The sequence below is a fragment of the Dickeya sp. NCPPB 3274 genome (assembly GCF_000406205.1).
GTDB classification, from domain to species: Bacteria; Pseudomonadota; Gammaproteobacteria; order Enterobacterales; family Enterobacteriaceae; genus Dickeya; species Dickeya fangzhongdai.
This window is the reverse complement of the sequence record NZ_CM001979.1, coordinates 1,080,505-1,105,828: the sequence shown is the minus strand read 5'-3', so window position 1 is coordinate 1,105,828 and position 25,324 is coordinate 1,080,505. Positions and strand designations below refer to the sequence as shown.

Genomic DNA, 25,324 nt, shown 5'->3' with positions numbered 1-25,324 from the left:
TCCCTGCTACTCCGCGTTTATTTGAGTGCTGACGTCATTTATTTGAGTACTGACGTAATGAAACGGGCGTCCCGACTTGAAGATCAGCTGATAATGGCGTTCGTCCACATTGCTGCGCTTTTCCAGATAAATGTCAGCGCCCCGTTTCACCGCCACCGAATGCCACGGCGTCCGCCAGCGATCTTTTACCGGAGCCAGTCTGATGCCGATTTTTTTGGAAATGCGGAATTGCGGATGAATCGACAGACGCACCGCCTGCGGGAATTTCTCTTCCAGATGTTTGCTCCAGGCTTCACTGCGCTGAATCACGCGATAGGCGGCCACGCGGGCCACTTTCTGGATTTGCGCGTTGCTGACGCCGGCAAATTCATCCATGCCGCCGTAGTCCTCGCACAGAAAACGCGTTACGCCTCTATACATGGAGGCGGCTTCAGGCTCCTCTTTTACCCTGTTCTTCAATGCCAATAACGACGTGCCGTACTGAATCATCAATTCTTCCCGCAGGGAATCGAGATCCTTGATTCCCGGATAGGTATCAATCAGGTCATACATAAAAAACATGCCCGGATATTTTTTCGTGCAATAGTCGCTGATCATATCCGTGTAAGCTTTCACCTGACGATCGGGAATTCTGACTACATCGGAAAAGACATAGCCGTCAGAACAAATACCGATAACGGCGCCAGGCTGGTAAACGCGGCGAATTTCCTGACATAATTCATGCAAATTATCCAGTGCGTAAAGCTCTGCATAATCAGGAAGGTGGCTGAGGGTTTTCTTGCGATTCGGCGATTTCCCCGGAAAGGCGGGAAGAATCATGACTATCGGCTGCTGATGGCTAACCGCCTGCATGACGGTATCAAGATGAGGTGCGACTTCATCCTCATACCGGCAATTTTCCCGGGTTCCCTCTTCTACCAGACAGCGGCGTGCAAATATCTTTTCAATAATCGCCAACGCGATTTCTTTCGCGCCGGTTTTCATCAGAAAATCATCGGCGTCATTCAGCCGACTTTCCTTTCTCTGAATGTTCATCTGAATAACCTTTATATATGCTTTATACCCGTCATACATCCGATGACGGGTATAGCGGCGGCGTTATGTTCCCCATTCGCTGATTGTCGTGAGCGTATGGGCTTTCACTTGCCTCTCATTTTTCTGCAACCTGAATTATTTAGGGTATATACCCGTCATACTTCAAGTTGCAGGTGCGCTGGCTTTATTACTCGGCCCATCCCTGGGCCTCGCCCCTGCGGGGCCGCTGCCAGCAGCGTTCAACTCTGCTCCCGGCAGAGTTGTCGCTCACCCCAGTCACTTACTGATGTAAGCTCCTGGGGATTCGCTGCGTCGCCGCGTTACAAGGCTCATTCTGAGCCTTGCCCTAAAGGGCCAACGCGTTGCGTTGTTCAACACGCGAGCGTGTTGTCCTGCAACTCGAATTATTTAGGGTATAACACCATCACTAATCAAGTTATTTGATTAAGAATCCGGTTCTTTTTTCAAAAAATGAGAATATGAAAAACGACTTATCTGCGGAAAATTTCGCAATGAGCTTAAGTTGATATTTTTAGGTCGTCAATAGAACTTATTGAATATGAAACTCATCTTTTTTGAATAATGATAATCTCTCTATTGCAAATCATTTACACGCGAAATTTATAATAAATTAATCAATAGAATTAAAATATACCTATTCATTTCCAAAAAAGACGCACGCAACCGATAACAAAACCACACATTTAAAAAGGAAATAATAAGAAAATAATTTCCATCCCGTCGCTCTATCCGCATGCTTATCCTACGACTAAATCGATTCATTAACGAAGAGAAACCCCTCCCGAATCCTGTCGCCATGAAAATAGCTGATGAATAATAGTCAACGAAACCGCCATTTTTCATCACACCATCGGCACTGATATATTTAACACGTTTATTGTCGCCTTTATTTCCCGCTAATTACCCTATGATTACTGGCTACTCATCGTCAGGCTTATAGGGTGTGATTTCCTTTTCCGTATACAGAACAATGTTCGGATATCACGCGCAGTGAAAATAATTCATTCAATCTGACGCTAATTATTTCCAGTGAATTTAATATTCCATCACCACATATTTGTAACAATGTGTTTACCATCGTCGACGCAGTGACTCAGGGACTTGCGGTAACGAGCGACTCGCCATAGGTGAAAGCGTCAGGATAGATAGCGTGACGCGCTCGAATCATCCGCACGCGTCGCTACACGCGCCAGGGAACCGGCACCAGTAACGCTTTCAGTATTTCAACAAACCGCTCCATACGGGCCGCGCGCCCGGCCCGGGGCCCAAGCAGGGCGACAACATCCGCATTCGGCAGGCGCCAGTCAGGCATCACTTCGACCAGACGCCCGGCTTTCAGATCGTCGGCGATAGCCCATTCTGAGCGCTGAATCAGGCAAAGCCCGGCGACGGCCCAATTCCTGACCACCTCGCCGTCATTACTGGTGAAAACGGGCCTGATGCGCACGGTCTTCGTCTCGCCATCGTCACGGCGGGCGAATCCCCACAGCGACGCATCCGCCCGGTCTTCCCGCAGCACGCCGCAGACATGGCGGGGAAGATCCAGCGGATGCTCGGGCATCCCGTGTTGCGCCAGATAGTCAGGCGCGGCGCACAGAATACGGCGGTTGGGCGCCAGCGGCCGCAGCGCCAGGCTGGAATCGGTCAACGGACCGACATGAATCAACACATCCCAGTCATCGATATCCAGCGTACCAATCGGCGCATCCGACAGCATCAGCGAGGGTTCGATGGTCGGAAACTGCCGACACATACGCGTCACCGCCTCCGCCACATAGGCTCGCCCAAACCCCAGCGGCGCCAGCACTCTCAACGGGCCGATCACCGCGTTTCGCCGTTCGGCAAGCAAGGCCGCGATACCTTCAATTTGATCCAACACATCGGCCCCCTTCTCCGCCAGCAAGGCGCCTTCCGCCGTCAGGTGGTAGCGATGACTGGAACGATCGACGAGCTGAACCCCCAGACGCTGTTCGAGCGCCTGCAGGCGTTGCGTCACGGCAGGCGCCGTCACATCAAGCGCTCGCGCCGCCGCAGCCAGCGAAGGGGCGCTGGCAAGAACGGAAAAGAAATGAAGGTCCCGGGAGGTGATCATTAATGTCAGTCTTAACAACAGATGCAGTTTTGGTAAATTCCATTCTAAATGGCGACAGGGTAAAAATCTCATACCGACAGAGCAAAAATGAGAACTACGCCATGACATTGACCGATCGGCTATCGACTTTACCTACCCCCTCGCTGGTACTCGACGAAAAAATCATGCTGGCCAACATCGCGCGCCTGCGCGATCGCCCGGAACTTGCCGGCATCACCTTACGCCCCCACCTGAAAACGGCAAAATCGGTAGAGGTCGCCCGCCGGTTGCTCGCCGACGGCACCGGGCCGGCGACCGTTTCGACGCTACGTGAGGCGGAAGTGTTTTTCGAATCCGGCATCAGGGACATCCTGTACGCGGTGGGCATTGCGCCGCAGAAGCTGCCCCGCGTCGTACAGTTGATCAAAGCCGGTTGCGACCTGACCGTACTGCTGGACTCTATGGAGCAGGCGCAGGCGGTTGTCGATGCGTCTCGCGCATCCGGCATCCGGATCCCGGCGCTGCTTGAGGTCGACAGCGACGGCCACCGCAGCGGTTTGCCGCCGGAATCGCCGACGCTGATTGAGATCGGTCGCGTACTGCACGACGGCGGCGGATTGCTGCGAGGCGTACTGACGCATGCAGGAGAAAGCTACGGCGTGGCCGGCGCCGACGCCCACGCGGCGTTTGCCGAACAGGAGCGTAGCGCGGCGGTGACCGCGGCTGACAACCTGCAGCAAGCCGACCTGCCCTGCCCCATCGTCAGCGTCGGTTCAACGCCCACCGCGCACGCCGCCCGCAATCTGGCTGGCGTGACCGAAGTGCGGGCCGGCGTCTACGTCTTTTTCGATCTGGTGATGGCCGGGATCGGCGTGTGCCGGACCGATGATATCGCCCTGTCCGTACTGACCACCGTCATCGGCCACCAGGCCGCGCGCGGCTGGATCATGGTGGACGCTGGCTGGATGGCGCTCTCGCGCGATCGCGGCACCGCCAATCAGGCGGTCGATCAGGGGTACGGCCTCGTCTGCGATGACCACGGAAAGATCATCCCCGATCTTATCGTCACCGCGGCCAATCAGGAGCACGGCATCATTGCACTGCGCCCCGGCAGCGACAGACCGTTGCCGGATCTGCCGGTCGGTACGCGGCTGCGCATTTTGCCGAATCACGCCTGCGCGACGGCAGGCCAGTTCGACGCCTATCATGTTATTCCTGCGCAAGCGGACGCGCCGCTGTCGCAATGGTCACGTTTCGGTGGATGGTGAGGTAAGCATCATGTTTTTAATCAATGAGAAAGACAGTGCAGCATTGGCCAGCCACGCGATGGCCTATGATGCGGTGCGCGCCGCGCTGATCGATGCGGTACATCCCGCCACCGCCAACTTCCCCGTCGTCCACGGTCATGGCTCCGACCCCGGCAACCGGTTTACCGTGAAGTCAGGCGCCACGCCGGAACTGGCGGGGCTGAAAGTAGGTTCTTACTGGCCGGGAAACCTCACCGGCGGTTTACCGTGCCATAACTCGACAATCTTCCTTTTCGACCAGTCGAGAGGCGTTATCGACTCAGCGGTAGAAGCTGGAACCCTGAATGCCTATCGCACCGCGGCCGCCGATGCGGTTGCCACCGCCGCGCTGGCAAGAGCCGACGCCTCGGTGCTGACGGTTTTCGGCACCGGCCATCAGGCGCGTTACGAGGTCGGGGCGGTGGCGCGCATTCGCCCGATCAAGGAGATTCTCGTTGTCGGGCGTTCTGAAGCCGCCACCCAAAACATGGTGGAAGCCCTGCGCGCCGACGCGCTGCCGGCGCGGGCGTGTCAGGCACAAGCGGCCTGTCGGGCGGCGGACATCATCATCACCGCCACCACAGCCAGAGCACCGCTCTTTGATGCCGCCTGGGTCCGCCCCGGTACGCACGTCTCCTCAATGGGCTCGGATGCCGTCGGCAAACAGGAGTTGCCCGTCGAACTGCTGACGGCCGGCCGATTGTTCTGCGATCTTCCAGCACAGTCTCGTCGCATTGGCGAATTCCAGCACGCCGGCGACGATAAGGCCGTTTTCGCCATTGGCGATGTGCTTTCCAGCAACGTCGCCGGCCGCGAAGCGGCGTCGGACATCACCGTTTTCGACAGTTCGGGCCTGGCGATTCAGGACCTGTATGTAGCGAAAGCCGTGATTGACGCCTGGCGACGTCAGCACGCTTAAGCCTCTATATACGACACATCAAACCGGACACGACATATCAAACCGGATGCCGTCTCATCAGGCATCCGGTTTGACGATCGGCAAAACTCCTCACGCCGAATAACCGTCGGCTCCCCCTGATTCCACACCACCCGGCGGGCAGATATTTACCGTCGATTCCACCTGCATGGCTGGGGCGATATCTGCAAGCAAAAAGCCTGGTCGATATCTCAGATTATTATTTAATAAAAATAACGGGGGTTAAGGAAAAGAGTAGCGATAGCCGCCAACGCATATTGAATGAGTAATATACTATCGCAACTATATTACAAGTAAATATTAATCTAATTAATAGCAGACAAATATCTACATATGGTTTTAGTTACGCACCTATAATCCCCAAACTGCCAAGATCATTTTTTAATCACAAAGACATTAATGGAGAAGTTTCATTTTAATTACCAATTAAATTCATTGGTAACCATTATGGCAAACCAAGGGATTAATCTCTGCTTTCATGTTAAAAAAAAGACATAAACACCCCATTAACCACACTGAAACTAAGTGAACAGAGTTTTATCTCAAATTACAAGACATTTTTTAACATTATTGACACAATTATTTATAGCCAATAATATTTGTCACGCGGAATAAACACATTCTGCTTAATTCAAAAAACTCAATGTGAAACTATAAGGAAAGTAATATGGATAAGGCTCAAGAATTAGAGTTGGCGGTTGCTGAACTGAATGCAGAAAATACCGAAGCTGAAAATGAAATTCTGCTGGATGTAACCTGCATGGTTTCGAATAAAGAGTGGCAAGAGTAAGAAAAAGTGGCCGCGATGCGGCCACCTTTCCTTAATCTATCCATTTTAAAGCAGACATAAAAACCATATTTTACTTTTCAGTAATCGAAAGGTATTTTTTTATGAGCAACATAGTCGATGGAATTGACAGTATCCGTTCGATATCGATAGATGAATTGAAAGACAGCGACGACTTTCTTTTGATTGATGTAAGAGAGAGCCATGAATATCTTGATGGTACTATTCCCAAAGCACTTACTATCGGACGTGGTTTTTTAGAAATAGAGCTAAAGAAAAGAAAAATAGAATTAGATAAACCTATAGTCCTCTTTTGTGCAAGTGGCTTACGCTCCAGGTATGCTGCATTAAATTTAATGCTACTTAATTATTCGAATATCTACTCCCTTCAGGGTGGCTTTGAAGCATGGAAAGCTCAGGGGAATCAAATTGAATACCCGCTGAGCCTTAGCGAAAATGATAAAAAGCGTTATGCAAGACATCTGTCGCTACAAGACATCGGCTCCGATGGCCAGTTAAAAATTATGCAAGCGAAAGTCCTGGTTGTTGGTGCCGGAGGGCTTGGCTCATCATGCCTGCTGTATCTCGCTGCCGCCGGCGTTGGTGAGATTGCCATCGTCGATCATGACGTTGTCGACCTGAGCAATTTGCAACGGCAGGTCATTCATAACGAAAAAATGCTGAAAAAGAAAAAAGTTGATTCTGCATTGCATACACTACGGGCACTAAACTCTGAGATCACCGTTAATACTATCGATGAGCGAGTAACGCCGGAAAATATTGATGCATTAGTAGACGGTTACGACGTCATCGTAGATTGTACCGACAACTTTAAAGCCCGATATATTATTAACGATTCCGCTGTCGCAGCAGGAAAACCCGTAGTCTCCGCGGCCGTATTTCGTTTTTCCGGACAAGTCATGACACGCTCAAATAACCAGGCGCCTTGTTACCGCTGTGTCTATCCGGAAGCCCCTCCAGCAGAATTAGCACCATCCTGCACAGAAAATGGCGTTATTGGTGTTATCCCTGGAATGCTCGGGATATATCAGGCAAACGAAGTTCTAAAAATTATTCTTGGGATTGGCGACTGTTTAAATGGAAAACTATTAAAAATAGACATGCTCAACAATCAACACCAGTTACTAACCACGAAGAAACGTCCTGGATGTCAATGCCATAATCATTAATGGAACTGTATGACGATGATTGAGATATCGCTGCCGGAATCAATAAAAAGCACAAGTAAGATAACAACAGATTCTAAAAATCTTAATGATATTTTACTTGAAATCAGGGGTATGAACCCTGATGCATTTAAATTAATAGCCGTAGAAAAAAATGAAAGCTGCAAGTTAAAGCCTTTCATTACCCTCTTTATTAACAATACGATGTCAGTTGATAGCAACCCAATCCTAACCGATGGTGATCATTTGACATTCGAAGTAGCTATTTCGGGAGGTTAATCTTGGACGCGAAAAAGTTACAGAAAGCGTATGTATCGATGCTATATAGCAACAACTATCGGATAAGCGGTGCAGATACCGAGTATCAGTACCTTGCCCAAACCATGGACAGCGAAAGACTGATCGTTGAACGCGCGGCCAGACAGCGAAATTTGCGTACCGTGCTTTATTCAGACATGCACTTCTCCCCGCGTTTTTTTAGCAAAGAGCAGTTTCTTGCCCTGGTAATAGCGTATTGTGAGTCAGACAGTTTCTGGAACTGGAACAGCAGGACGCTTATTGAAAGCTTTTGCTCATTTGTTGTCGAAAAATCCGACCTGACTGAAGAAGAGAAAACCATATTCCTGATCGATGGCATTTACTCTGGCATCTCAACAAACTCGGAAAACTCACCGTGGAAATCGAAAATAAGTCATGTTGCCGAAAAGTCGACAACTGAAGAGATTATTCTCGACAGATATTTTTCATTATCATTGCTGAACAAAGCGGATCATCTCTCAGATGTCACATTCGAAAATAAAACAGCATGTTTACGCTTACACAATGAAAACGGAAAAGTAGCGATTTCACTTAAGGAGACAGCATGAGCTCACTTGTAGGATTAGGGATTGATTACACTCACAGCTATGGTCATAAATTAAGTGAGCTATTGAAATTATCCCAAAACGGAATCAGCCATCTGTCAGTCGTCGCTATTCCAGATCTCGCTGTAGCTAAAACATTTCGTCAGGCTTTTATTGACTATCCAATCATACACCATTTTTCAGGTATGGAGCCTGCGGGAATTGATGGATTACGGCCTGATGTGCTGGAACGTCAAAGCGACATCAGTAATGTACTGCAAGCGGCATGGTGCCTGGAAGATATCGGCATCTGGAATGTCGGTCCTTATAATCTGCCCTATTTCGCCGCGCCGGTACTCTGCGAATCGGTCCTTGCGATGACAATCGAGGGTGTAAAACGTATTCAGCAAGTCTCCCGCATTCCATTCTGTGCTGAAATTCCCTCGTTCAGTATTGCAGCGGGCGACATGACGCTGGGTGAGTTTTTTCATCGTCTGGTTGATTCTACTCAATGCGGTGTCGTGTTGGATATTAGCCATGTATTTTCTTATGCGATCTATTATGGCCTGAAACCGGAGGATGTCCTGAATAGCCTGCCACTTTCAGCCGTTAATGAGATTCATATTGCCGGAGGCAGCGTTCACCCCAAACATCATTGGCGATATCGTGACACGCACTCAGAAAAAATTGTTGCCGAGGTTTTTCCTCTGCTAGAGCAAGCCATTACGCAATGCGCTAACCTTAAAGCCATTACCTATGAGTTAGGGGTAGGTATCTCAACTGAAGTGATAGTGACAGATTTGGCAAATATAGAAAAATCCTGTCAGAGAATGAATTTCTCACCTTTATTCTGACTTAAAAAAATAAATATAACAGTACTGGTTAATAAGGCAATGTATGGATACTAACAACACCAATATCCTGCTATTTGATAGTGCAAGAAAAAACGAACTCGTAAGGCTGGCGGAAATATCAAATGTAGAGATACTACATCCACATACTGTTAAAATCGCCAGTTTGCTGTCCAGTGACCTTTTTTCTTGCTCAGGAGAGGACTTTTCCCGCGTTGTTTCCGCCAGCTACCTTGATGCCTTATCCCAGGGCTATGATAGCGTGAGAAAGCGTGTCGCCAAACAATTTGGCAACTGTCATATTGAAGCGCATGCTTATTCTTCTGCTGAAAATGAATTTTCTCATTCGCTGCATGCGGCTTTATCTCACTTTTCCGACGAAATTGACAAGCCTTACATACTGGCCTCGGTAGGTCATGATTTCGGCCGCCAGCGTTTTCCAGGCTCTTCGACGGAAGCAATCGGCGTTGCACTGTTATTAACAAACAACACCATTCCAGGAAAAACGCCGGCAGGTAACGGCAATATAGAATTTATCGTCAGGGAGTTTGACTATCCAACACGTAATAATACTGGTGCGTCAGACTCCATCAAAGGCACTTCCGCCGCCGTTGTTTACCTCGCAGGACTGGCAGCCAACCTACGCGACTTTCTTATAAAATCGGGGAATCCTCACGATCGCCTTGCGCTGCACGCCGGTATGATCTACCTGAGCGAGGCTTATCAGGGATTGTACTTATTTGAAAATAAGTCACTTCCACAACCAATGCCGCAGTGTTGGGATCTCAATGTCGAAAGATCGACGCGGGTGGAAACCGCACTCACATTGCCATCAACAAACACCGGAGTGAAAATAGGTCTGGTCGCCAGTTTTCAGGGCAGCATCGCACGCACAACCCGGCTGACGGCAATAGTCGATGGTCAGAAAATCATTGGGGAAAATGGAACGCTGCTTATCTCTACCGAGCGGCTAAGCCACACCGGCGAGCATACGATAGCGTTGCAAGCCGAAGGACTGTTCGATCGGATCACCTTCGCCTCTCAGGCGACCATAGCCACAAATATAACGTCTTCACGCCCTCTGATTAAACCTGATGATGATGTCATCGTCGGCATTTCCGCCAGCCATGATGCGTCGGCATGCCTGATGGTCAACGGTAAAATTCGTTATGGTATTCAACTGGAACGCCTTACGCGGATTAAACATGATGGCCGAAATATTCTCGACAGTACTCTGGCTGTGGATTACTGCCTTTCAGCCGCAGGCCTTACTTACAATGATGTAAACTGCTTTGCCTATAATATTCAGGCTGCCACGCCGGAATATGTCGGCCTTAATCAGCCGATCCATACCGCAGATTTCACCCTGTTTGATCCGTTCTCCGCCAAAGCCGTCTTTGCCAGCCACCATCTGTGTCATGCCTTTGCAGCCTGGTCTGGTTCGAAATTCAACCAGGGGAATGTGCTGGTCGTTGATGGTTCAGGCGGAACCGTCGTGGGTCGGGAAGATCTTTTATGCAGTGGCGAAGAATTTGCCGCCTACCTGAATGCAGGTCTAAACGGAATTAAGCCGCTGTTGCATGTCGTGTCGCATTATTCTTTTGATCGGCAGGGCTATCAGCTAGTAAACCGGGAATACAGCCCGTCGTTTAATATAAGAAATGGCAGCTTTTCCCTTGGAGAAGCCTATGCTTCCGTGAGCCAGTTCGTATTTAATTCCTGGCAGGCCTCCGGTAAATTGATGGGATTGGCGCCGTACGGCACGCCTGAGTATGCTAATGAAATCGCGGTTGAAACACCGTCAGGCATATCGTATGGCTATTTGTGGAAGCAAAAATTTACTGAAAAGAAATCCAATCCCATGGATTACGCTAACCTGGCGGCTTCGGTGCAGGCAGTATTAGAACAAGGAATATTTTCCCGCCTGGAGCGTTACCAGATTACGAATAATACACCGTTGGTCATGACCGGCGGTGTAGCGTTAAATTCCGTCGTCAACTTCAAGGTTCGCAACCATCTTAAATTAAAAGACTTCTATCTCTTCCCCGCGCAACATGATGCCGGTATTTCCATCGGAGCGGCCAGTGCCGCCTATTACAAAAGGCATGGAAAAACCCTGAATGATGCCTTTAGCCATGACTATCTGGGCAAAGTTTATCATTACCGGGATATCGCTTTCGCCGCCAACCGCTTTGCCGACAGAATAACCATCACCCCCATTGACACTGCCGCGCTGGCGGGGCGATTAAACGCCGGACAGGTCATCGGGTATTTTTCCTGCAGTAAAGGCTCTGAATTTGGTCCGCGCGCATTAGGCGCTCGCTCATTACTGGCAAGTCCATGCTCAATGGACACCTGGAAATTCATCAACAAGTGGGTGAAATTCCGTGAAGACTTCCGCCCCTTTGCCCCAATGGTCGCCGCCGAACATCTTAGCCAGTACTTTGACGGGGATGGTGAACATAAATACATGCTCGAAGTTCTGCCGGTTAAAAAAGAATACCGCGATAAACTCGCAGCAATCACCCATGTTGATGGTACTGCTCGGGTACAAACGGTCTCTGAGCATGACAATGCCGAGATCCACGCGCTGTTGAATGCCTTTGGCGAACGCTCTGGATTTCCGGTTTTGCTGAATACCTCATTCAATGTCCGCGGACAACCGATCGTTGAAGAGCCACAGCAGGCAATAGAAATGCTGCTTTCAACGCATATCGATGCCGTGGTATTTGGCGGCTATATCGTTGAGCTGCGCGAGTGGAAATTGGATGAACAAAACCTGCCGGGATTGTTACGTCTTAGCCCCGGCTGCAAGCTGCACAGCACGCTGGAAAAAAATGAAGCAAAGTACTGGCTTACTCATGACTATCAGGGAACGTCGCAATTAATCAGCGCACAACTTTATCATTCACTGACGGAACTGCTCAGACTCCATGCTCTGGCCGATGCGCAGAAAGTCTATGCTGAACTGCCTTTAACGCTCAGAAAGCAGATAAATAAATATATTCAGTTGAAATGCCTGACTCTTGCCCATGATTTTTCGGTCGGGAGGAATGAACCTTGAAAACAGCAACGCATCCCGGCTTAAGGCGTTATACCGAGAAAGAAGCGCTGGCGCTGGCGCTACCGCTGCGTAAACGTTTAGGTATTTCAAGACTCACGTCAGTCGGCGAGTTTATTAATCTTCCTGGGGTATCCATCGTCAATGCAGTGAGAACGGAGATAAAAAAAGGCCAGATATCATCCACACAGGGTAAAGGCCGTAGTTTAATCGCTGCAACCTGCAGCGCGCTGATGGAAGCGTATGAACGGCACTGTGCTTGCTGGTGCGAGCCTGCCATTTTTCATCATCAGGCAACCTGGGACGATAAAAAGACCCTGCAACGATTAGGCTTCACCCCGGAATGTGATATTCAGCAGTGGATAAACGGATATGAGTGGCATACGGGCCGCGAGCTGCGCCTCCCGGCTATTGAAGTACAATTCCCGTATCATGGTTCCGACAGACATAACTCTAATATACAAGCGCATACTTCCGGACTGGCTTGCGGCGGCAGCCTGGAAGAAGCGACCTGTTTTGCGATCATGGAGTCGATTGAACGTAATACCACCTCCTTGTTCTACCAGCACTGCCTGTCCAAAATCTGCGCTGACTTCGTTGATCTCTCGACCATTTCCAGAGCATCGACCATGACGTTGTGGGAACATCTTAACGATAAAGGGTACGAAAGTTTCGCGTTGCGCATACACGGTCCCTTACCCACTTACTACGTTGCTCTGTATGATCCCGTCAGTATGGGGCCAAAGTTTATGATTGCTGGTTCTGCGTCGGGTTTTACCGAATCTGACGCGCTGGATGCCGCAATGATGGAAGCGATTCAGGGGCTGGTGGTGAGCCTGCAAGCCTCCCGGGAAGATTTAAGCCGGCAGGAGAAGAAGTACCGCTCACAATCCTTCTTTGAAACATCGAAATTTAGCAAATTGAGGGCGCTATTCCACAAACACTATGCCAACGTGGCGATGCCGTCATCAGAATGCTCTCTTTCAGAACAGTCGCCCAAAACGCTGACAGCTGCGACGCAATTTCTTGCGAAGGTTCTCGAAAAGCAAGAGATAGAGGATGTTTATATTGTGGACTTATCGCTGAACGATCTCCCTTTTCATACGGTTAAAGCCGTTATTCCTGGCCTGTATGACTGGCATGTTAATCCGGGCCGGGTGGGATAATTATGCTTTTTTCACCTAAACGTAAACCGATCGTATTTGGTGGTCCGTCAGTTTCAGCGATTAAACAGCGTGACGATATTATTGAATATCGCCCACCGATTCAGGGTGGAGAACTGACGGCATTAACAGGTAGCGGTCGCCCAGTATTAATCGTTGATGGTTTATTTGGCACGAAAATGTCTGTAACCGTGGTTGAGTGTCTGGAATTTATTCAGGCCGGAGGGTTGTTGCTGGGCTGTTCCAGTATGGGAGCACTGCGCGCTGCCGATTGTTATACCGCTGGGATGGTAGGAGTGGGACAGATTTTTCAGGGATACATTATGGGTTATTATCATTCTGATGCGGATGTAGCATTACGTTATCATTCCGGAAGTTATGAAGAGATAACGCTATCATGGGTGCATATAGACCATATTACGCGTCATCTCGTCATGCAAAAGCAATTTTCGTCACTCACCGCCCGGCTTATTTTAGCAAAGGTTCGTTCTATTAGTTGGTATGAGCGTTATATTGATCGGGTAGTGGAAATAATTCGCTCGTTTTCACCACAGATCAAAGACAGTGAATTAAGAGCACTATTTAGTGATGATGCTTTGCATCCTAAAAAAAATGATGCGCAACTGGCGATTAACTATCTGACTCAATTTTATCTGGCAAGGCGTGAGCAATAAAAAATGAAAAATAGTAATTGGTTAAAAAGCATCGGCTATCTGGATAGCACCTTTCGCGCGATGCAATCGACATCAAATCAGTTAAGCCATCTGTTGGTCGGCGCTTTAGGCGGGATGTTTAATTCCGCAGTATCGCTACGTGTGTCTATCGCATTTTATTCATCCATCCTCCTCGAAGTGCCATCGGGTTTACTCGCCGACAAGCTGGGGCATTTTAGAAGCGTTGCGTTGGGTAGCTATTTTACCGCCTCGGCCCTGCTCACACTGTTTTTCTCACTGACAAGCACCCACGATGCCGGCTTGCAGATATCACTGCTGATCCTCAGCTCATTTCTCAGCGCTATCGGCATGAGCCTGATTTCTGGGGCCTATCAGGCAATGCTGCAAGACATGATAGACAACCAGATCATTAAGCATGGAGAAGAAAGTGGGCTGCGTACCAAAGCACTTCTGCTTTCACAACGATACGGCAAGGAGATTGTGTCGATTGTTCCGATCATCTTCCTGCTCATTTTGCTCGTCATGTATCGAACTATCGGGTATGCAGAAGCGATGCTGTTTATCCCGGCAACTATGTTTATTATTTTAGGTATCTGGCTGTGGCGTTATCCGCAAAGAAATAATGCACCAGCAATTGACGCTGAAAATAACCAGCAAACCAGTGATAAGAACACGCTTAAAAATTTTATTTCTTGTCTCAGAGCGATGAGCCGAGATCAATTGGTCATGCTGATTAAAATTTCGTTGATAATTGTTTTACTTAACTTCTCAATGGTCCATGTTCATACGTACCTGATGGTAGCGGAGTTTAGGGAATACAATATCATGGACATCAGCATTATTTACCTTATCCCGTTGTTCCTGTTTATTGCCTCCTTTGACGCCGCCCACTATGTTAAAGGTGTCATTGTGCCACGTGCCGCAGCGAAGTTTGATGATAAATCTCTGGTTATGCTGTCCTTTGGCAGCCTCGCGTTATTATCTGCCGGCTGTTATCTCCTCTATATCTATTGTGATGGCATATTTGCACTTATTTTGTATGTTTTATTTTTCCGGGCATGCGTAACAATGGGACAGGACGTCGCCATCAGTAATTTACTGGCTCGTCTTCCTGAAGAGATTCGGGCGTTCACCCTGAGTCTGGTGATGAGTTCCGTGATTGTTTTATACGGAGCTTACTCTGTCTATTTAACATTTATCGGTATTGGTGCAGAACCCGCACAGAATGTTTTGATAGAAATTCTTGTAATTGCTTTAATTGGCGGGGTTTTCTCACTTTCGTTAAAAATAGTACCGTTGAATGAACCTGATGGTTCTGAACTACAACCGTCAAATTAATAATCAGACCGGAAAAAGAAACATGAGCACAGGAAAAGCAAAATTATTCTCCACTGCAAGGACCGATGTTTACTGCCTTACAGCGGATTTTTCCGAGCAACTTCAACTTTTCCTGGTCGAGAACCAGGATAATTTTGCCCCATTTGAACCATTGCGTTCTGAAGATTACTTCTCGCTTGACAGCATCAGGCTGCGCATTGCCGATTCTCAGCCTGATGTTAAAGCGAAAAAGTGTCTATTGCTTGTTTTCACCATCAAAGGAGAAGATAAGATCATTGGGAGCATTAATTTTACCAACTTTGTTTATGGTGTGTTCCAGGCTGGTTATTTAGGCTTCTCAATCGATAAATCATACCAGGGAAAAGGGTTGATGTATGAAGCGTTGGAAAGTTCAATCGCCTACGTCCATGAAAATTATGGCTTGCATCGTATTATGGCTAACCACCTCCCCGACAATACACGTAGCCAAAATATATTAGCAAGACTGGGGTTTGTGAAAGAAGGGTTTGCTAAATCCTATTTAAAGATAAATGGAACATGGCAGGATCACGTTCTGAACTCATACATAACCCCTGAGAAATGAGAAGGATAAATAACATGGACAAGAGCGAAATCAATCTATATCTCAAGAAGTCATTTGCTGACATCACTACGCAGCTATCTGATATTTATGGCATTGATTCGACAGGACGATTATCCGATTTTCTGGCCGGCATGTTAGGTGAGTCTCATAGTAAGCCATCACACCCGCTGCAAAAGCCACGTTTGCTGTTTTTCCCCGGTCTTAGCAACGGCCCGTGGATTGATGAAAGTTCCAGTGAAGCGACTGCACATGTCGCTTCGCTATTGGCTGAAAACTTTCATGCGATTAAAGAGGAATTCACTGCTGCAACCAGCCAATTGAAAGAGTATTCATCCAGTAATCTGTTTAAAAATCTTTCAGAAAAAGACTGGTCCTCCATTTCACTTTGGAGCCGTGGGAAATTCAGTGAAAAAATAGTTCACTTCCCTAACCTGGAAAAATTAATCGGTAGATTTGAAGACATTCTGTTTCCGTGGCGAGGAGAAGTCACGTTTATGCGATTAAAAGCCGGAGCCTGGCTTCCTGAACATTATGACTGGACGAATGCACAAATAACCTGCCACTTTGGGATTAATATCCCCGAGGATTGCGGCCTAATCGTTGCGGGAGAAGAGCGACGCTGGGAAGAAGGGAAATCTATTTTTTTCGATCATAGTTTCCTGCATAACGTTTACAACCATTCTGCTAGTGATCGTGACATTTTGCTGATTAATCTTTTACATCCTGAGCTCACTGATGCAGAAGTTCATGGAATTAAATTATTAGGCCCGGTTCTGGCGAAAATCAGCGACGCCCCCCGGTAAACGAGACAATCATCTTTCCCCCAGCATGAGCAGTCTGGGGGGCGACACTATTCAGCAGGTGAAATGGCTCAGCAGGTAACAAATGGCGGTTAACCGCACCACCGGCCCAACCGACCAGACGTCACATCCCCGCCGTTCAGCGGGGAGAGCAAGATACCTCAGCGCCCTACTGCGCCGGACGACCGTAATAGGCAGTGAAGCTGGCTTTAGCCAGCGTGTTGCCGTTAATCATGTAGCCGCCGAGCGCCGGGTTGGCGTCTTTAGGGACATCCAGCGTTTTGGTCTTCAGCGCGTAAACGGTAAAGATGTAACGGTGCGGTTTGTCGCCCGCCGGCGGACAAACGCCGCCCCAGGCCTCCACGCCGTAATCGATACGCACCTGACGCGCACCGGCAGGCAGATGTTTGCCGCCGATTTCGCCGGCGTTGGCGGCAAGACTATTCACATTCGCCGGAATATTGATCACCATCCAGTGCCACCAGCCGGAACCGGTCGGCGCATCCGGATCATAAACGGTGACGGCAAAGCTCTGAGTACCTGCCGGCGCGCCGCGCCAGTTTAACGCGGGCGACTGGTTCAGCCCGCTGCAACCAAAGCCGTTGAACTCAAAGCTGGCAGGCAACGCGCTATCAGGCACGATGGATGGGCTGGACAATGTCAGGGTATCCGCGTGCGCCGCGGCGGTCATCAACAAACCGGCGAGCAGCGGCGCGCAGGAGCGAATCAGGCGTGAACGTGTTTTCATATTAGTATTCCTGTGACTCATGGTAGGCTTGGTTTGCCATTCATCGCCATGCCGCGCATGACGGCCGTATCGGGGATGAATGTCAGGACACAGACTGAACTGTGCTGCCAATGGTAGCGCGCCGACGCCAGTTCCATTGTTCCGGCTCGCGCAACCTTTGTTCCATTTTCACCACGGATACCGGATGACGCTGACCGCCCCCCCTAATTTGCCTCTGATGCATTCGGCCGAGCCAGTGCCCCGCCATGCGCTGCCGCTTTCCCATCAGATTATCGCCCGCAGCCAGTATGCGCTGCGTACGGTGGTGATGCGTACCGACCTGATTGGGCTGGTCGTCTCCGGCACCAAACAGCTGCTGGCGCCGGAAGGCAGCAACGCGTTTGCACCCGGCGAGTTATTTATATTGCCGCGCGGCACCCAGTGGGACGTGATCAACGACCCGGCGCCGCAAGGGCGCTATGTAGCGCAGATTCTGAACCTGCAACCGGAGACGGTGACGCGCTTTTACCAGTGTTTCGGTCAGTTTACCGCGCTGACGCCGGTACGGAGCTTCGCCAGAGTGACGGATAGCCGCACGATAGGGGCCGCGTTTATGCGCGCCGCCGACGCGCTGAGCGACGCCGATTGTTCGGCGACGTTGAGCGAGCACCGGGTGCTGGAAGTCTTGCTCTTGCTGGCGGAGCAGTCCGGCATTGTGCTGACGCCGCCGGGAGCGCTGAACTGGAGCGAGCGGGTGCGGCGGCTGGTGGCGCAGCGTCCGTATGACCACTGGGCGGCCGACCGGGTGGCGCAAGCGCTGTCCACCACCGCCAGCACCCTGAACCGCCGGCTGGCGCAGGAGGGCAACACCATCGCCGCCTGCGTACGGGAAACCCGGCTGGAAGCGGCGATGGTGCTGCTGCAATCATCGGATCGACCGGTCGCCGCTATCGCCCTTGATGTCGGCTACGAATCCCACAGCAAATTCACCGCGGCTTTCCGCCGCCGTTTCGGCGTAGTGCCATCGGCGTTGCGCGACTGATACGCCGTTCGCACGCTCTGTCGATGATAGTTAACGCGCCGAACACCAACGCGGGGATGGCTGTCAGACCTATGGCGGGAGAAGGTTGATGGGGCTCAATGTCACCTGTTTTGCTGGTGAGTGGGAGATAATCGCTCTTTGCAGATGACTCACATCATAAAACCGCTACGGTCGATTCAGATAGAACTCAAACAGCGTGACCAGTTCGCTAACCAGTAGCTGCGTATGCAAAAGGGTCGGACGCTCTACCGTCACACGATGTATGATCGCATGCGTTGCGGTACCGATAATATAAAGAGCAAACTCGGGATCGGGGACATTCTTCATAAAAGGTTTTAGCCCATCGATTAAGCACTTACGCAGCTCTTCTTCATCCTCCAGCACACGCCGTGCCGTCAGCGGTATCTCTTCCGTCAAAACCTTATGCACAACAGGTGAAACACGATGTTTATCGACAATCCTCTCGACAATCAGCGTCAGGGCTTCCCGGAGCGAAGACTGTTCAGGAAACAACTGGAGTGTTTCATGCAACTCAGTATGCATTTCAAGCGCATGCCTGCGTTGTAACTCGTTAATAATCGCTTCTTTATTAGGGAAAAACTGATACAGAGAGCTGATGTTAACTCCCGCCCGCTCGGCAATAGCGTTAGTAGTCAGACTTTCCCATCCATGCTCATTCAGAATGTAAGCCGAGGCTTGAATTATTGCATCAACAGTTGCTCGTGAACGAGCCTGAACAGGCATTTTTCTGGGGTTGGCAACGAGTCGGCTGCGTTTCATTCCGTGCTCCGGAATATAAGTTTATTAAATTAAAGTTAAAGCTTACTATTTAAAATATGAACACACAAGCCAATTGACAAATCTAATTTGCCAATTGGGTTATCATACTTTCACCAGGAATTATCTTTATGCCTATGCAAGACACCCCGTATTTATGGGCCGACTTTCAGACAACCAATCGCTCGCGCAGGGCTATTAGAGACTTCGGTAATATTCCGATTGCCGATGAGATCATCACCGCGTTACTTACCGAAGCCGGCTACGCGCCCTCCAGCGGTAATCTTCAACCGTACCAGCTTCACTGGATTAAAACTCCCGAATTAAAATCACAAGTTGCAGCAGCCTGTAATGGACAAAAAGCGGCAAAATCATCAGCAGTGATTATTGTTGTTGTCGCCAGTCCTGAAATTGGCAGAAGCACAGCCAATAAACAACTTTCCTATGTTGAAGACTCTCCCGTATTACAACCAAAATCAAAAGATTATTACCGTAAGCAAATAGGGAAATTTACTAAAATACTGACAATCGGTTCCTCAGCATTATGGACCCCGCTGATCAATATTATTTCATTGTTTAAGCCGAGCTTATCATTACTTCCCATCGGACATACCGGGAGCCGCCATTGGGCCGCCAGAAATGCCATATTTGCCGCACAAACGCTGATGCTTGCCGCCTCAGCAAGAGGAATTGACTCTTGCCCAATGGAAGGCTTTTCAGCGACGAAAATCGTCCGGCTGCTTGGATTGCCGCGCGAATCAGTTATTCCGCTCGTGATAGCCCTGGGATATCGCGCGGACGATGCCCGGATAGAGGAACAATGGCGTCGTCCGCTGTCGGAAGTTGTGGTGGAGCATTAATCGTAACGGATAGATGAATCGCAGATTTTCTCTTTTCAGGGGTACGTTAGCGATGCGGTGTATTCAGTGTGTAGCTTACGGGTTGTGCTGTGCTTTTCTCCCTATCCTCGCGGGCTGTGATCGGCAAAAAAATGATACGACAAGTACGATTCACCCCGTCCGCGCAATGCAAGTCTCCTCGGCGGAATACCAGCCGGATATCGACGTGACCGGCGAAATCAAAGCCAGAATACAAACCGAGCTGTCCTTCAAAGTGGGAGGGAAAGTGACGGAGCGACGGGTGAATATCGGCACGCTGGTGAAGGCCGGCGATATTCTCGCCCGACTTGATGATACTGAGCAGCGCGCAGACGTGGAGAATGCTCAGGCAACGCTAAAGTCCGCACAGGCTGCCTTGCAGAGAAAGACGCTGACTTATCAGCGCTATAAAGCATTGTTACCCGCGCGGGTCATCGCTGAGGCGGATTACGATCAAACGCTTACGGATATGATTGCGGCACAAAACAGCGTTGCCTCCGCTCAGGCGGACCTCGCTACCGCAATGGATAATTTATCCGACACCTCGCTGAAGGCGGATGCAGACGGTGTCATTACCGCCCTTGATATTGAGAGCGGCCAGGTGGTTTCAGCGGCGCAATCCGCTGTAACGCTAGCGCATAATGGCGCCTGGGATGCCGTGTTTAATGTTTTTGAGGCTTATTTCATCAATGGCGAGCCGTCAAAAACGGTGAGTATTCATCCTATCGATGAATCAGGATATCAAGCAACGGGAGTGATTAGGGAAGTCTCGCCAATTATTGATTCCGCGACCGGAACGATTCGAGTGAAGGTATCACTTCCGAAAGAACCCCCCTGGCCGCTTGGGACGCCGATAACGGGAACATTTCATCAAGACGCCCGCAATGGCATCGCGCTGCCGTGGACATCGATGGACTCTAATTATGGCGCGCCGGCGGTGTGGGTTATCAATGCCTCAAATCACGAGGTATCAATGAGAAACGTTACCGTAGCGCAATATCGGTCGAGAGACTTCATTATCACCAAGGGTTTGCAGCCAAATGAATGGGTTGTCGTTGACGGCGGCAGGTTTTTGCGGGAAGGCCAGACGGTCTCCTGGGGTGAGAATTAATATGAGCCGATACAGATTGCTATTTATTCCATTATTGCTCATGACATGCCTGTTACTTTCAGCATGCGACCGACACGCAGAAAAAAACACCGCCTTACGACAAGTAATATGGACGACTGCGGAGGCGGCGCCTTTAAGCGATATTTTATTTACGGGCATCGTAAAACCCCATATTGAAACTGAACAGGCATTCAGGACATTGGGGCGCGTTATTTCACGTAACGTGGATGTCGGCGATATCGTCCACAAAGACGATATTCTTGCCGAAATAGATCCCCTTCCTCAGCAACAGTCGGTGATTAATGCGCAGGCTCAATTACGTAGTGCGCAGGCTCAATTAAGGAATACGGCACTGACGGAGCAACGCAAGCGCGCACTCAGCGCCAGATTTGTCATCAGTAAAGAAGAATATGATCTTGCCAGACAAGCATTAGCGACGGCGCAGGCAGATGTTGATAAAGCGCAAGCTAATCTCGATAAGGCCAGAGAGCAGCTCAGTTATACCAGATTGAAAGCGGATTTTGATGGCGTTATTACCAACACCGCGGTAGAAGTCGGTCAAACGGTGCAGGCCGGACAAACCGTGCTGACATTAGCGAGCCTCGAACAACGCGACGCCGTCATCGATATCCCCGGTTCAAAACTTCCTGCTATACCTTCAGATTCTCGCTTTTTAGTGTCGCTGCAACTTGACGAGACAATAGGTACCTCCGGTGTGATTCGGGAAGTGGGCCCGGAAGCGGATTCCAGTACCCGCACACACAGGGTAAAAATCGCCATAGATCACGCACCAGTGGTTTTCAAGATCGGCGCACTGGTAACAGTATGCGCAGATAGCCCCACGACTCAATCCGGCATGGTGGTTTTACCTGCACAGTCGCTGTATCAAAAGAACGAGATTGATGGTCGTGCGCAGATCTGGACGATTGATCCTGAGAAAAATACCGTCTCGCTGAAATCAATTCTGACCGATCCGCATTCGCTTAACGCACGCTATGTCCGCGTTCTGCAGGGAGTAAATGTTGGTGAAAAAGTCGTTGTTTCCGGCGTCGATAAGCTAACGGAAGGACAACACATTATGCCGGGACAGAGGATGCGATAATGAAGAAATTCAACCTTTCTGAATGGGCTCTGGAACATAGCGCTCTCGTCTGGTATTTCATGATAGTTTTTTCCATTGTCGGCGTTGTTGCCTATAACCAACTCGGCCGCGAAGAAGATCCGTCCTTTACAATAAAGACGATGATCATACAGTCGCAGTGGCCGGGAGCATCGGCTGAAGAAGTGACGCAACAGGTCACTGACCGTATTGAAAAGAAACTACAGGAACTGGATAACCTTGAGCATACCCGGAGTGTTACCACCGCCGGAAAAACCACCATATTTGTTGATCTCAAGGCGGAAACAAAAGCAAAAGAGGTAAAACCGACCTGGTTGCGTATCAGAAATATGATCGCTGATATTCAGCATGATTTCCCCACCGGCGTCGTCGGGCCTTTTTTCAATGATAATTTTGGCGATGTCTACGGCAATATATTTGCTTTCTCCAGTGAGGACATGAATCACAGACAGCTGCGGGATCTGGTGAAAAATGTTCGAAGTCAGATACTCACGCTTCCTGATACCGGGAAAGTGGATATTATCGGCGCACAGGATGAAGTGATTTATCTGGAATTTTCTACGCGAAAAATTGCTGCGCTCGGTATCGACAAATCGGACATTCTGGCAACACTTCAGGCACAGAATGCCGTCACGCAATCCGGATTTATTCAAACCAACGGCGAGCGCATTGCATTGCGCGTCGGCGGTCGTTTTATCTCCGAGGACAGCCTGCGCGCTATCAATCTGCAGGTGAACAATCGTTTCTTTCCTTTGACGGATGTGGCTACCATTTCTCGTGGATATGTTGATCCCCCTGACTCTTTATTTCGATTTAATGGTAAGCCGGCGATTGGGTTGATAGTCGGTATGAAAACAGGCCGGAACCTGCTGGAATTCGGTAAAGAGCTTGATGCCATGCTATCGAAGATAACGCAGAGCCTTCCTATCGGCGTCACTATTGACCGGGTCGCGGATCAACCGGAAACGGTTAATAAAGCAATCTCGGGTTTTACCCATGCGCTTTTTGAAGCGGTAGCGATTGTACTGGCGATCAGTTTTATCAGTTTGGGAATTCGCGCCGGATTGGTGGTCGCCATCTCCATTCCGCTGGTCCTTGCGATCACCTTTGTGATTATGCAGTACGCGGATATTACCTTGCAGCGGGTATCGCTGGGGGCGCTGATCATCGCGCTTGGATTATTGGTTGACGATGCCATGATTGCGGTTGAAATGATGGTTGCCAGGCTGGAGGTCGGTGATAACCTGCGTAAAGCAGCGACATACGTCTATACCTCGACGGCGTTTCCTATGCTGACCGGAACTCTGGTTACCGTTTCCGGTTTTATTCCAATAGGCTTTAACAGTAGCAACGCCGGGGAATTTACCTTCACCTTATTTGTAGTATTGGCCGTCTCGTTGATCGTCTCATGGGGGGTAGCGGTGCTATTTACCCCGTTGTTAGGCGTGACATTATTAAAAAACATGCCGCACCACCAAGTTGGCGGTAAGGGAAGGTTCATGCGGGCGTTTTCCCGCATACTAAACTATTGCCTGAAATATCGTTGGGCGACTATCGCTACCACTATCGCTACGTTTCTGCTGTCGATTGTGGGCCTGGCGTTTGTTCAACAGCAGTTTTTCCCGAATTCAGACCGTCCAGAACTGATTGTTGACTGGAACCTGCCGCAAAATAGTTCCATTACTGAAACCAGCAGGCAAATGCTTAAATTCGAAAAAGAAAAATTAGCCGAGAATAAAGATATTGATCATTGGTCAACCTATGTGGGACGCAGTGCTCCTCGTTTTATTTTATCCTTCAACGTACAACCTGATAATGCATTTTGGGGACAAACCATCATTGTGGCTAAAGATATCGAGGCACGCGATCGGCTTCGTATAGACCTGCAGCAATATCTGAAAAATACATTCCCAGGTACGGATGCTTATGTGAACCTATTGGATATTGGCCCTCCGGTTGGCAAACCGGTGCAATATCGAATTTCAGGACCTGATATCCAGACGGTGCGCAGTTATTCCCGACAACTTGCCGGTATCATCACCTCACACCCTTCCCTGACCAATATTGCTTTCGACTGGAACGAACCGGCCCGTGTCGTAAAAGTTAATGTATTACAAGATAAGTTGCGGCAATTGGGGGTATCATCAGAGAGTATCGCGACGGCACTTAACGGCATCGTTGAAGGGACATCGGTAACACAAGTACTGGATGATATTTACCTGGTTGATGTGATTAGCCGCGCTGAAAAAGCAGAGCGAGGGTCAATAGAGAGTATTTATAATCTTCAGTTGCCGAGTCGTAATGGAAAATCGATTCCACTGTCATCGGTCGCCACCTTTCAATATAAACTTGAACAGCCGGTTATCTGGCGTTGGGACAGAATTCCAACCGTAACCATCAAAGCCGCCGTCAATGATAAGAAGCAGGCGGCAACAATCACAAAAGAACTTTCTGATCAGGTGGCCTCTTTTCAGCAGACCTTACCCCCCGGCTATTCCGTCACGGTTGGCGGTTCTGTCGAGGAAAGCGCTAAATCTCAGGCGCCGATCGCCAGAGTCGTACCCATCATGCTTTTCGTTATGGCAACCTTACTCATGATTCAGCTACAGGGTTTCTCCAGGTTGTTCCTGGTTTTTTCAGTCGCGCCGCTGGCCCTTATCGGTGTAGTGATTGCCTTGCTGCTGAGCAACACGCCGTTGGGGTTTGTGGCTTTACTGGGCGTTCTGGCGCTGACGGGAATACTTATTCGTAATTCGGTCATCCTACTCGTATTAATTGAAGAGCTTAAAAGAACGGGAATGTCCCCCTGGCAAGCCGTGGTGGAAGCAACGGAGCACCGCATACGCCCTATTTTGCTGACGGCGGCTGCCGCAACGCTGGGGCTGATCCCTATTTCACGTGAGATATTTTGGGGGCCGATGTCCTTTGCCATGATGGGCGGCATTATTGTTGGAACGGTACTGACGTTATTGTTTTTACCTGCGCTCTATATTACCTGGTTCAGAATTAAGCATGACGCATGAATAGCCCCAA

General features: G+C 49.5%; 22 protein-coding genes. 18 read left to right on the top strand and 4 right to left on the bottom strand.

Translation table 11 applies throughout. The annotated features are described in order from the left end of the window. Positions 1 to 6 precede the first annotated feature (6 nt). Positions 7 to 1,035 carry an L-tyrosine/L-tryptophan isonitrile synthase family protein gene (locus DXX3274_RS05735; protein ID WP_238556086.1) on the bottom strand — a complete coding sequence of 343 codons (1,029 nt, stop codon included), beginning with the start codon at positions 1,033 to 1,035 and terminating at the stop codon, positions 7 to 9. A gap of 1,201 nt (positions 1,036 to 2,236) precedes the next feature. Next, positions 2,237 to 3,148 carry a LysR family transcriptional regulator gene (locus DXX3274_RS05730; RefSeq protein ID WP_042859022.1) on the bottom strand — a complete coding sequence of 304 codons (912 nt, stop codon included), beginning with the start codon at positions 3,146 to 3,148 and terminating at the stop codon, positions 2,237 to 2,239. Between the two features lie 101 nt (positions 3,149 to 3,249). Between DXX3274_RS05730 and DXX3274_RS05725 the strand changes: the two genes are divergently transcribed. From DXX3274_RS05725 to DXX3274_RS22375, 13 genes are all read left to right on the top strand, one after another. Continuing rightward, positions 3,250 to 4,395: a DSD1 family PLP-dependent enzyme gene (locus DXX3274_RS05725; protein WP_042859021.1), complete on the top strand. Its 1,146-nt coding sequence runs from the start codon at positions 3,250 to 3,252 to the stop codon at positions 4,393 to 4,395. A 10-nt stretch (positions 4,396 to 4,405) separates the two neighbouring features. Beyond that, positions 4,406 to 5,332, top strand: coding sequence for an ornithine cyclodeaminase family protein (locus DXX3274_RS05720; RefSeq protein ID WP_042859020.1), 927 nt, complete (start codon positions 4,406 to 4,408; stop codon positions 5,330 to 5,332). A 685-nt stretch (positions 5,333 to 6,017) separates the two neighbouring features. Beyond that, positions 6,018 to 6,140 carry a hypothetical protein gene (locus DXX3274_RS24390; RefSeq protein WP_022632489.1) on the top strand — a complete coding sequence of 41 codons (123 nt, stop codon included), beginning with the start codon at positions 6,018 to 6,020 and terminating at the stop codon, positions 6,138 to 6,140. Positions 6,141 to 6,241: 101 nt separating this feature from the next. Next, positions 6,242 to 7,327, top strand: a complete 1,086-nt coding sequence (gene moeB / locus DXX3274_RS05715) for a molybdopterin-synthase adenylyltransferase MoeB (protein ID WP_050569818.1) — start codon at positions 6,242 to 6,244, stop codon at positions 7,325 to 7,327. 9 nt (positions 7,328 to 7,336) lie between these two features. Continuing rightward, positions 7,337 to 7,603 (top strand): hypothetical protein, encoded by a 267-nt coding sequence (locus tag DXX3274_RS05710; protein ID WP_042859019.1) that lies wholly within the window; start codon positions 7,337 to 7,339, stop codon positions 7,601 to 7,603. A 2-nt stretch (positions 7,604 to 7,605) separates the two neighbouring features. Further along, complete coding sequence (locus DXX3274_RS05705) at positions 7,606 to 8,190, top strand: hypothetical protein (protein ID WP_038661417.1); 585 nt, start codon at positions 7,606 to 7,608, stop codon at positions 8,188 to 8,190. Beyond that, positions 8,187 to 9,020, top strand: a complete 834-nt coding sequence (locus DXX3274_RS05700) for a DUF692 family multinuclear iron-containing protein (protein WP_042859018.1) — start codon at positions 8,187 to 8,189, stop codon at positions 9,018 to 9,020. Before DXX3274_RS05705 ends, DXX3274_RS05700 begins: the two co-directional genes overlap by 4 nt. A 43-nt stretch (positions 9,021 to 9,063) precedes the next feature. Beyond that, on the top strand, positions 9,064 to 12,081 hold the full coding sequence (locus DXX3274_RS22385; protein WP_050569817.1) for a carbamoyltransferase C-terminal domain-containing protein: 3,018 nt from the start codon (positions 9,064 to 9,066) through the stop codon (positions 12,079 to 12,081). Further along, positions 12,078 to 13,244 carry a YcaO-like family protein gene (locus tag DXX3274_RS05690; protein WP_042859017.1) on the top strand — a complete coding sequence of 389 codons (1,167 nt, stop codon included), beginning with the start codon at positions 12,078 to 12,080 and terminating at the stop codon, positions 13,242 to 13,244. The genes DXX3274_RS22385 and DXX3274_RS05690 overlap by 4 nt, the downstream gene beginning before the upstream one ends. A 2-nt stretch (positions 13,245 to 13,246) precedes the next feature. Further along, a complete protein-coding gene (locus DXX3274_RS22380; RefSeq protein WP_050569816.1) occupies positions 13,247 to 13,915 on the top strand; it encodes a TfuA-like protein in 669 nt (222 codons plus the stop codon). Between the two features lie 3 nt (positions 13,916 to 13,918). Then, positions 13,919 to 15,253 (top strand): MFS transporter, encoded by a 1,335-nt coding sequence (locus tag DXX3274_RS05680; RefSeq protein WP_042859016.1) that lies wholly within the window; start codon positions 13,919 to 13,921, stop codon positions 15,251 to 15,253. A gap of 22 nt (positions 15,254 to 15,275) precedes the next feature. After that, complete coding sequence (locus DXX3274_RS05675; RefSeq protein ID WP_042859015.1) at positions 15,276 to 15,836, top strand: GNAT family N-acetyltransferase; 561 nt, start codon at positions 15,276 to 15,278, stop codon at positions 15,834 to 15,836. A gap of 14 nt (positions 15,837 to 15,850) precedes the next feature. Further along, complete coding sequence (locus tag DXX3274_RS22375) at positions 15,851 to 16,639, top strand: aspartyl/asparaginyl beta-hydroxylase domain-containing protein (protein WP_050569815.1); 789 nt, start codon at positions 15,851 to 15,853, stop codon at positions 16,637 to 16,639. Positions 16,640 to 16,805: 166 nt separating this feature from the next. Here DXX3274_RS22375 and DXX3274_RS05665 read toward each other — a convergent pair whose 3' ends face one another. Continuing rightward, the gene (locus DXX3274_RS05665) at positions 16,806 to 17,384 is read right to left on the bottom strand and encodes a YbhB/YbcL family Raf kinase inhibitor-like protein (protein WP_042859014.1); all 579 of its coding nucleotides are present in this window, start codon (positions 17,382 to 17,384) and stop codon (positions 16,806 to 16,808) included. A 184-nt stretch (positions 17,385 to 17,568) separates the two neighbouring features. Between DXX3274_RS05665 and DXX3274_RS05660 the strand changes: the two genes are divergently transcribed. After that, complete coding sequence (locus tag DXX3274_RS05660; RefSeq protein WP_042859013.1) at positions 17,569 to 18,405, top strand: helix-turn-helix domain-containing protein; 837 nt, start codon at positions 17,569 to 17,571, stop codon at positions 18,403 to 18,405. Positions 18,406 to 18,570: 165 nt separating this feature from the next. Here the strand turns inward: DXX3274_RS05660 and DXX3274_RS05655 are convergent, their stop codons facing one another. Further along, complete coding sequence (locus DXX3274_RS05655; RefSeq protein WP_042859012.1) at positions 18,571 to 19,185, bottom strand: TetR/AcrR family transcriptional regulator; 615 nt, start codon at positions 19,183 to 19,185, stop codon at positions 18,571 to 18,573. A 128-nt stretch (positions 19,186 to 19,313) separates the two neighbouring features. On the opposite strand from DXX3274_RS05655, the gene DXX3274_RS05650 reads away from it, so the two are divergent. The 4 genes from DXX3274_RS05650 (at position 19,314) to DXX3274_RS05635 (ending at position 25,314) form a co-directional block, all read left to right on the top strand. Further along, positions 19,314 to 20,042: a nitroreductase family protein gene (locus tag DXX3274_RS05650; RefSeq protein ID WP_042859011.1), complete on the top strand. Its 729-nt coding sequence runs from the start codon at positions 19,314 to 19,316 to the stop codon at positions 20,040 to 20,042. 166 nt (positions 20,043 to 20,208) lie between these two features. Continuing rightward, on the top strand, positions 20,209 to 21,171 hold the full coding sequence (locus DXX3274_RS05645; RefSeq protein ID WP_202960830.1) for an efflux RND transporter periplasmic adaptor subunit: 963 nt from the start codon (positions 20,209 to 20,211) through the stop codon (positions 21,169 to 21,171). Between the two features lies 1 nt (position 21,172). After that, positions 21,173 to 22,273 (top strand): efflux RND transporter periplasmic adaptor subunit, encoded by a 1,101-nt coding sequence (locus DXX3274_RS05640; RefSeq protein ID WP_042859009.1) that lies wholly within the window; start codon positions 21,173 to 21,175, stop codon positions 22,271 to 22,273. After that, positions 22,273 to 25,314 carry an efflux RND transporter permease subunit gene (locus DXX3274_RS05635; RefSeq protein ID WP_042859008.1) on the top strand — a complete coding sequence of 1,014 codons (3,042 nt, stop codon included), beginning with the start codon at positions 22,273 to 22,275 and terminating at the stop codon, positions 25,312 to 25,314. Before DXX3274_RS05640 ends, DXX3274_RS05635 begins: the two co-directional genes overlap by 1 nt. Positions 25,315 to 25,324: the final 10 nt, after the last annotated feature.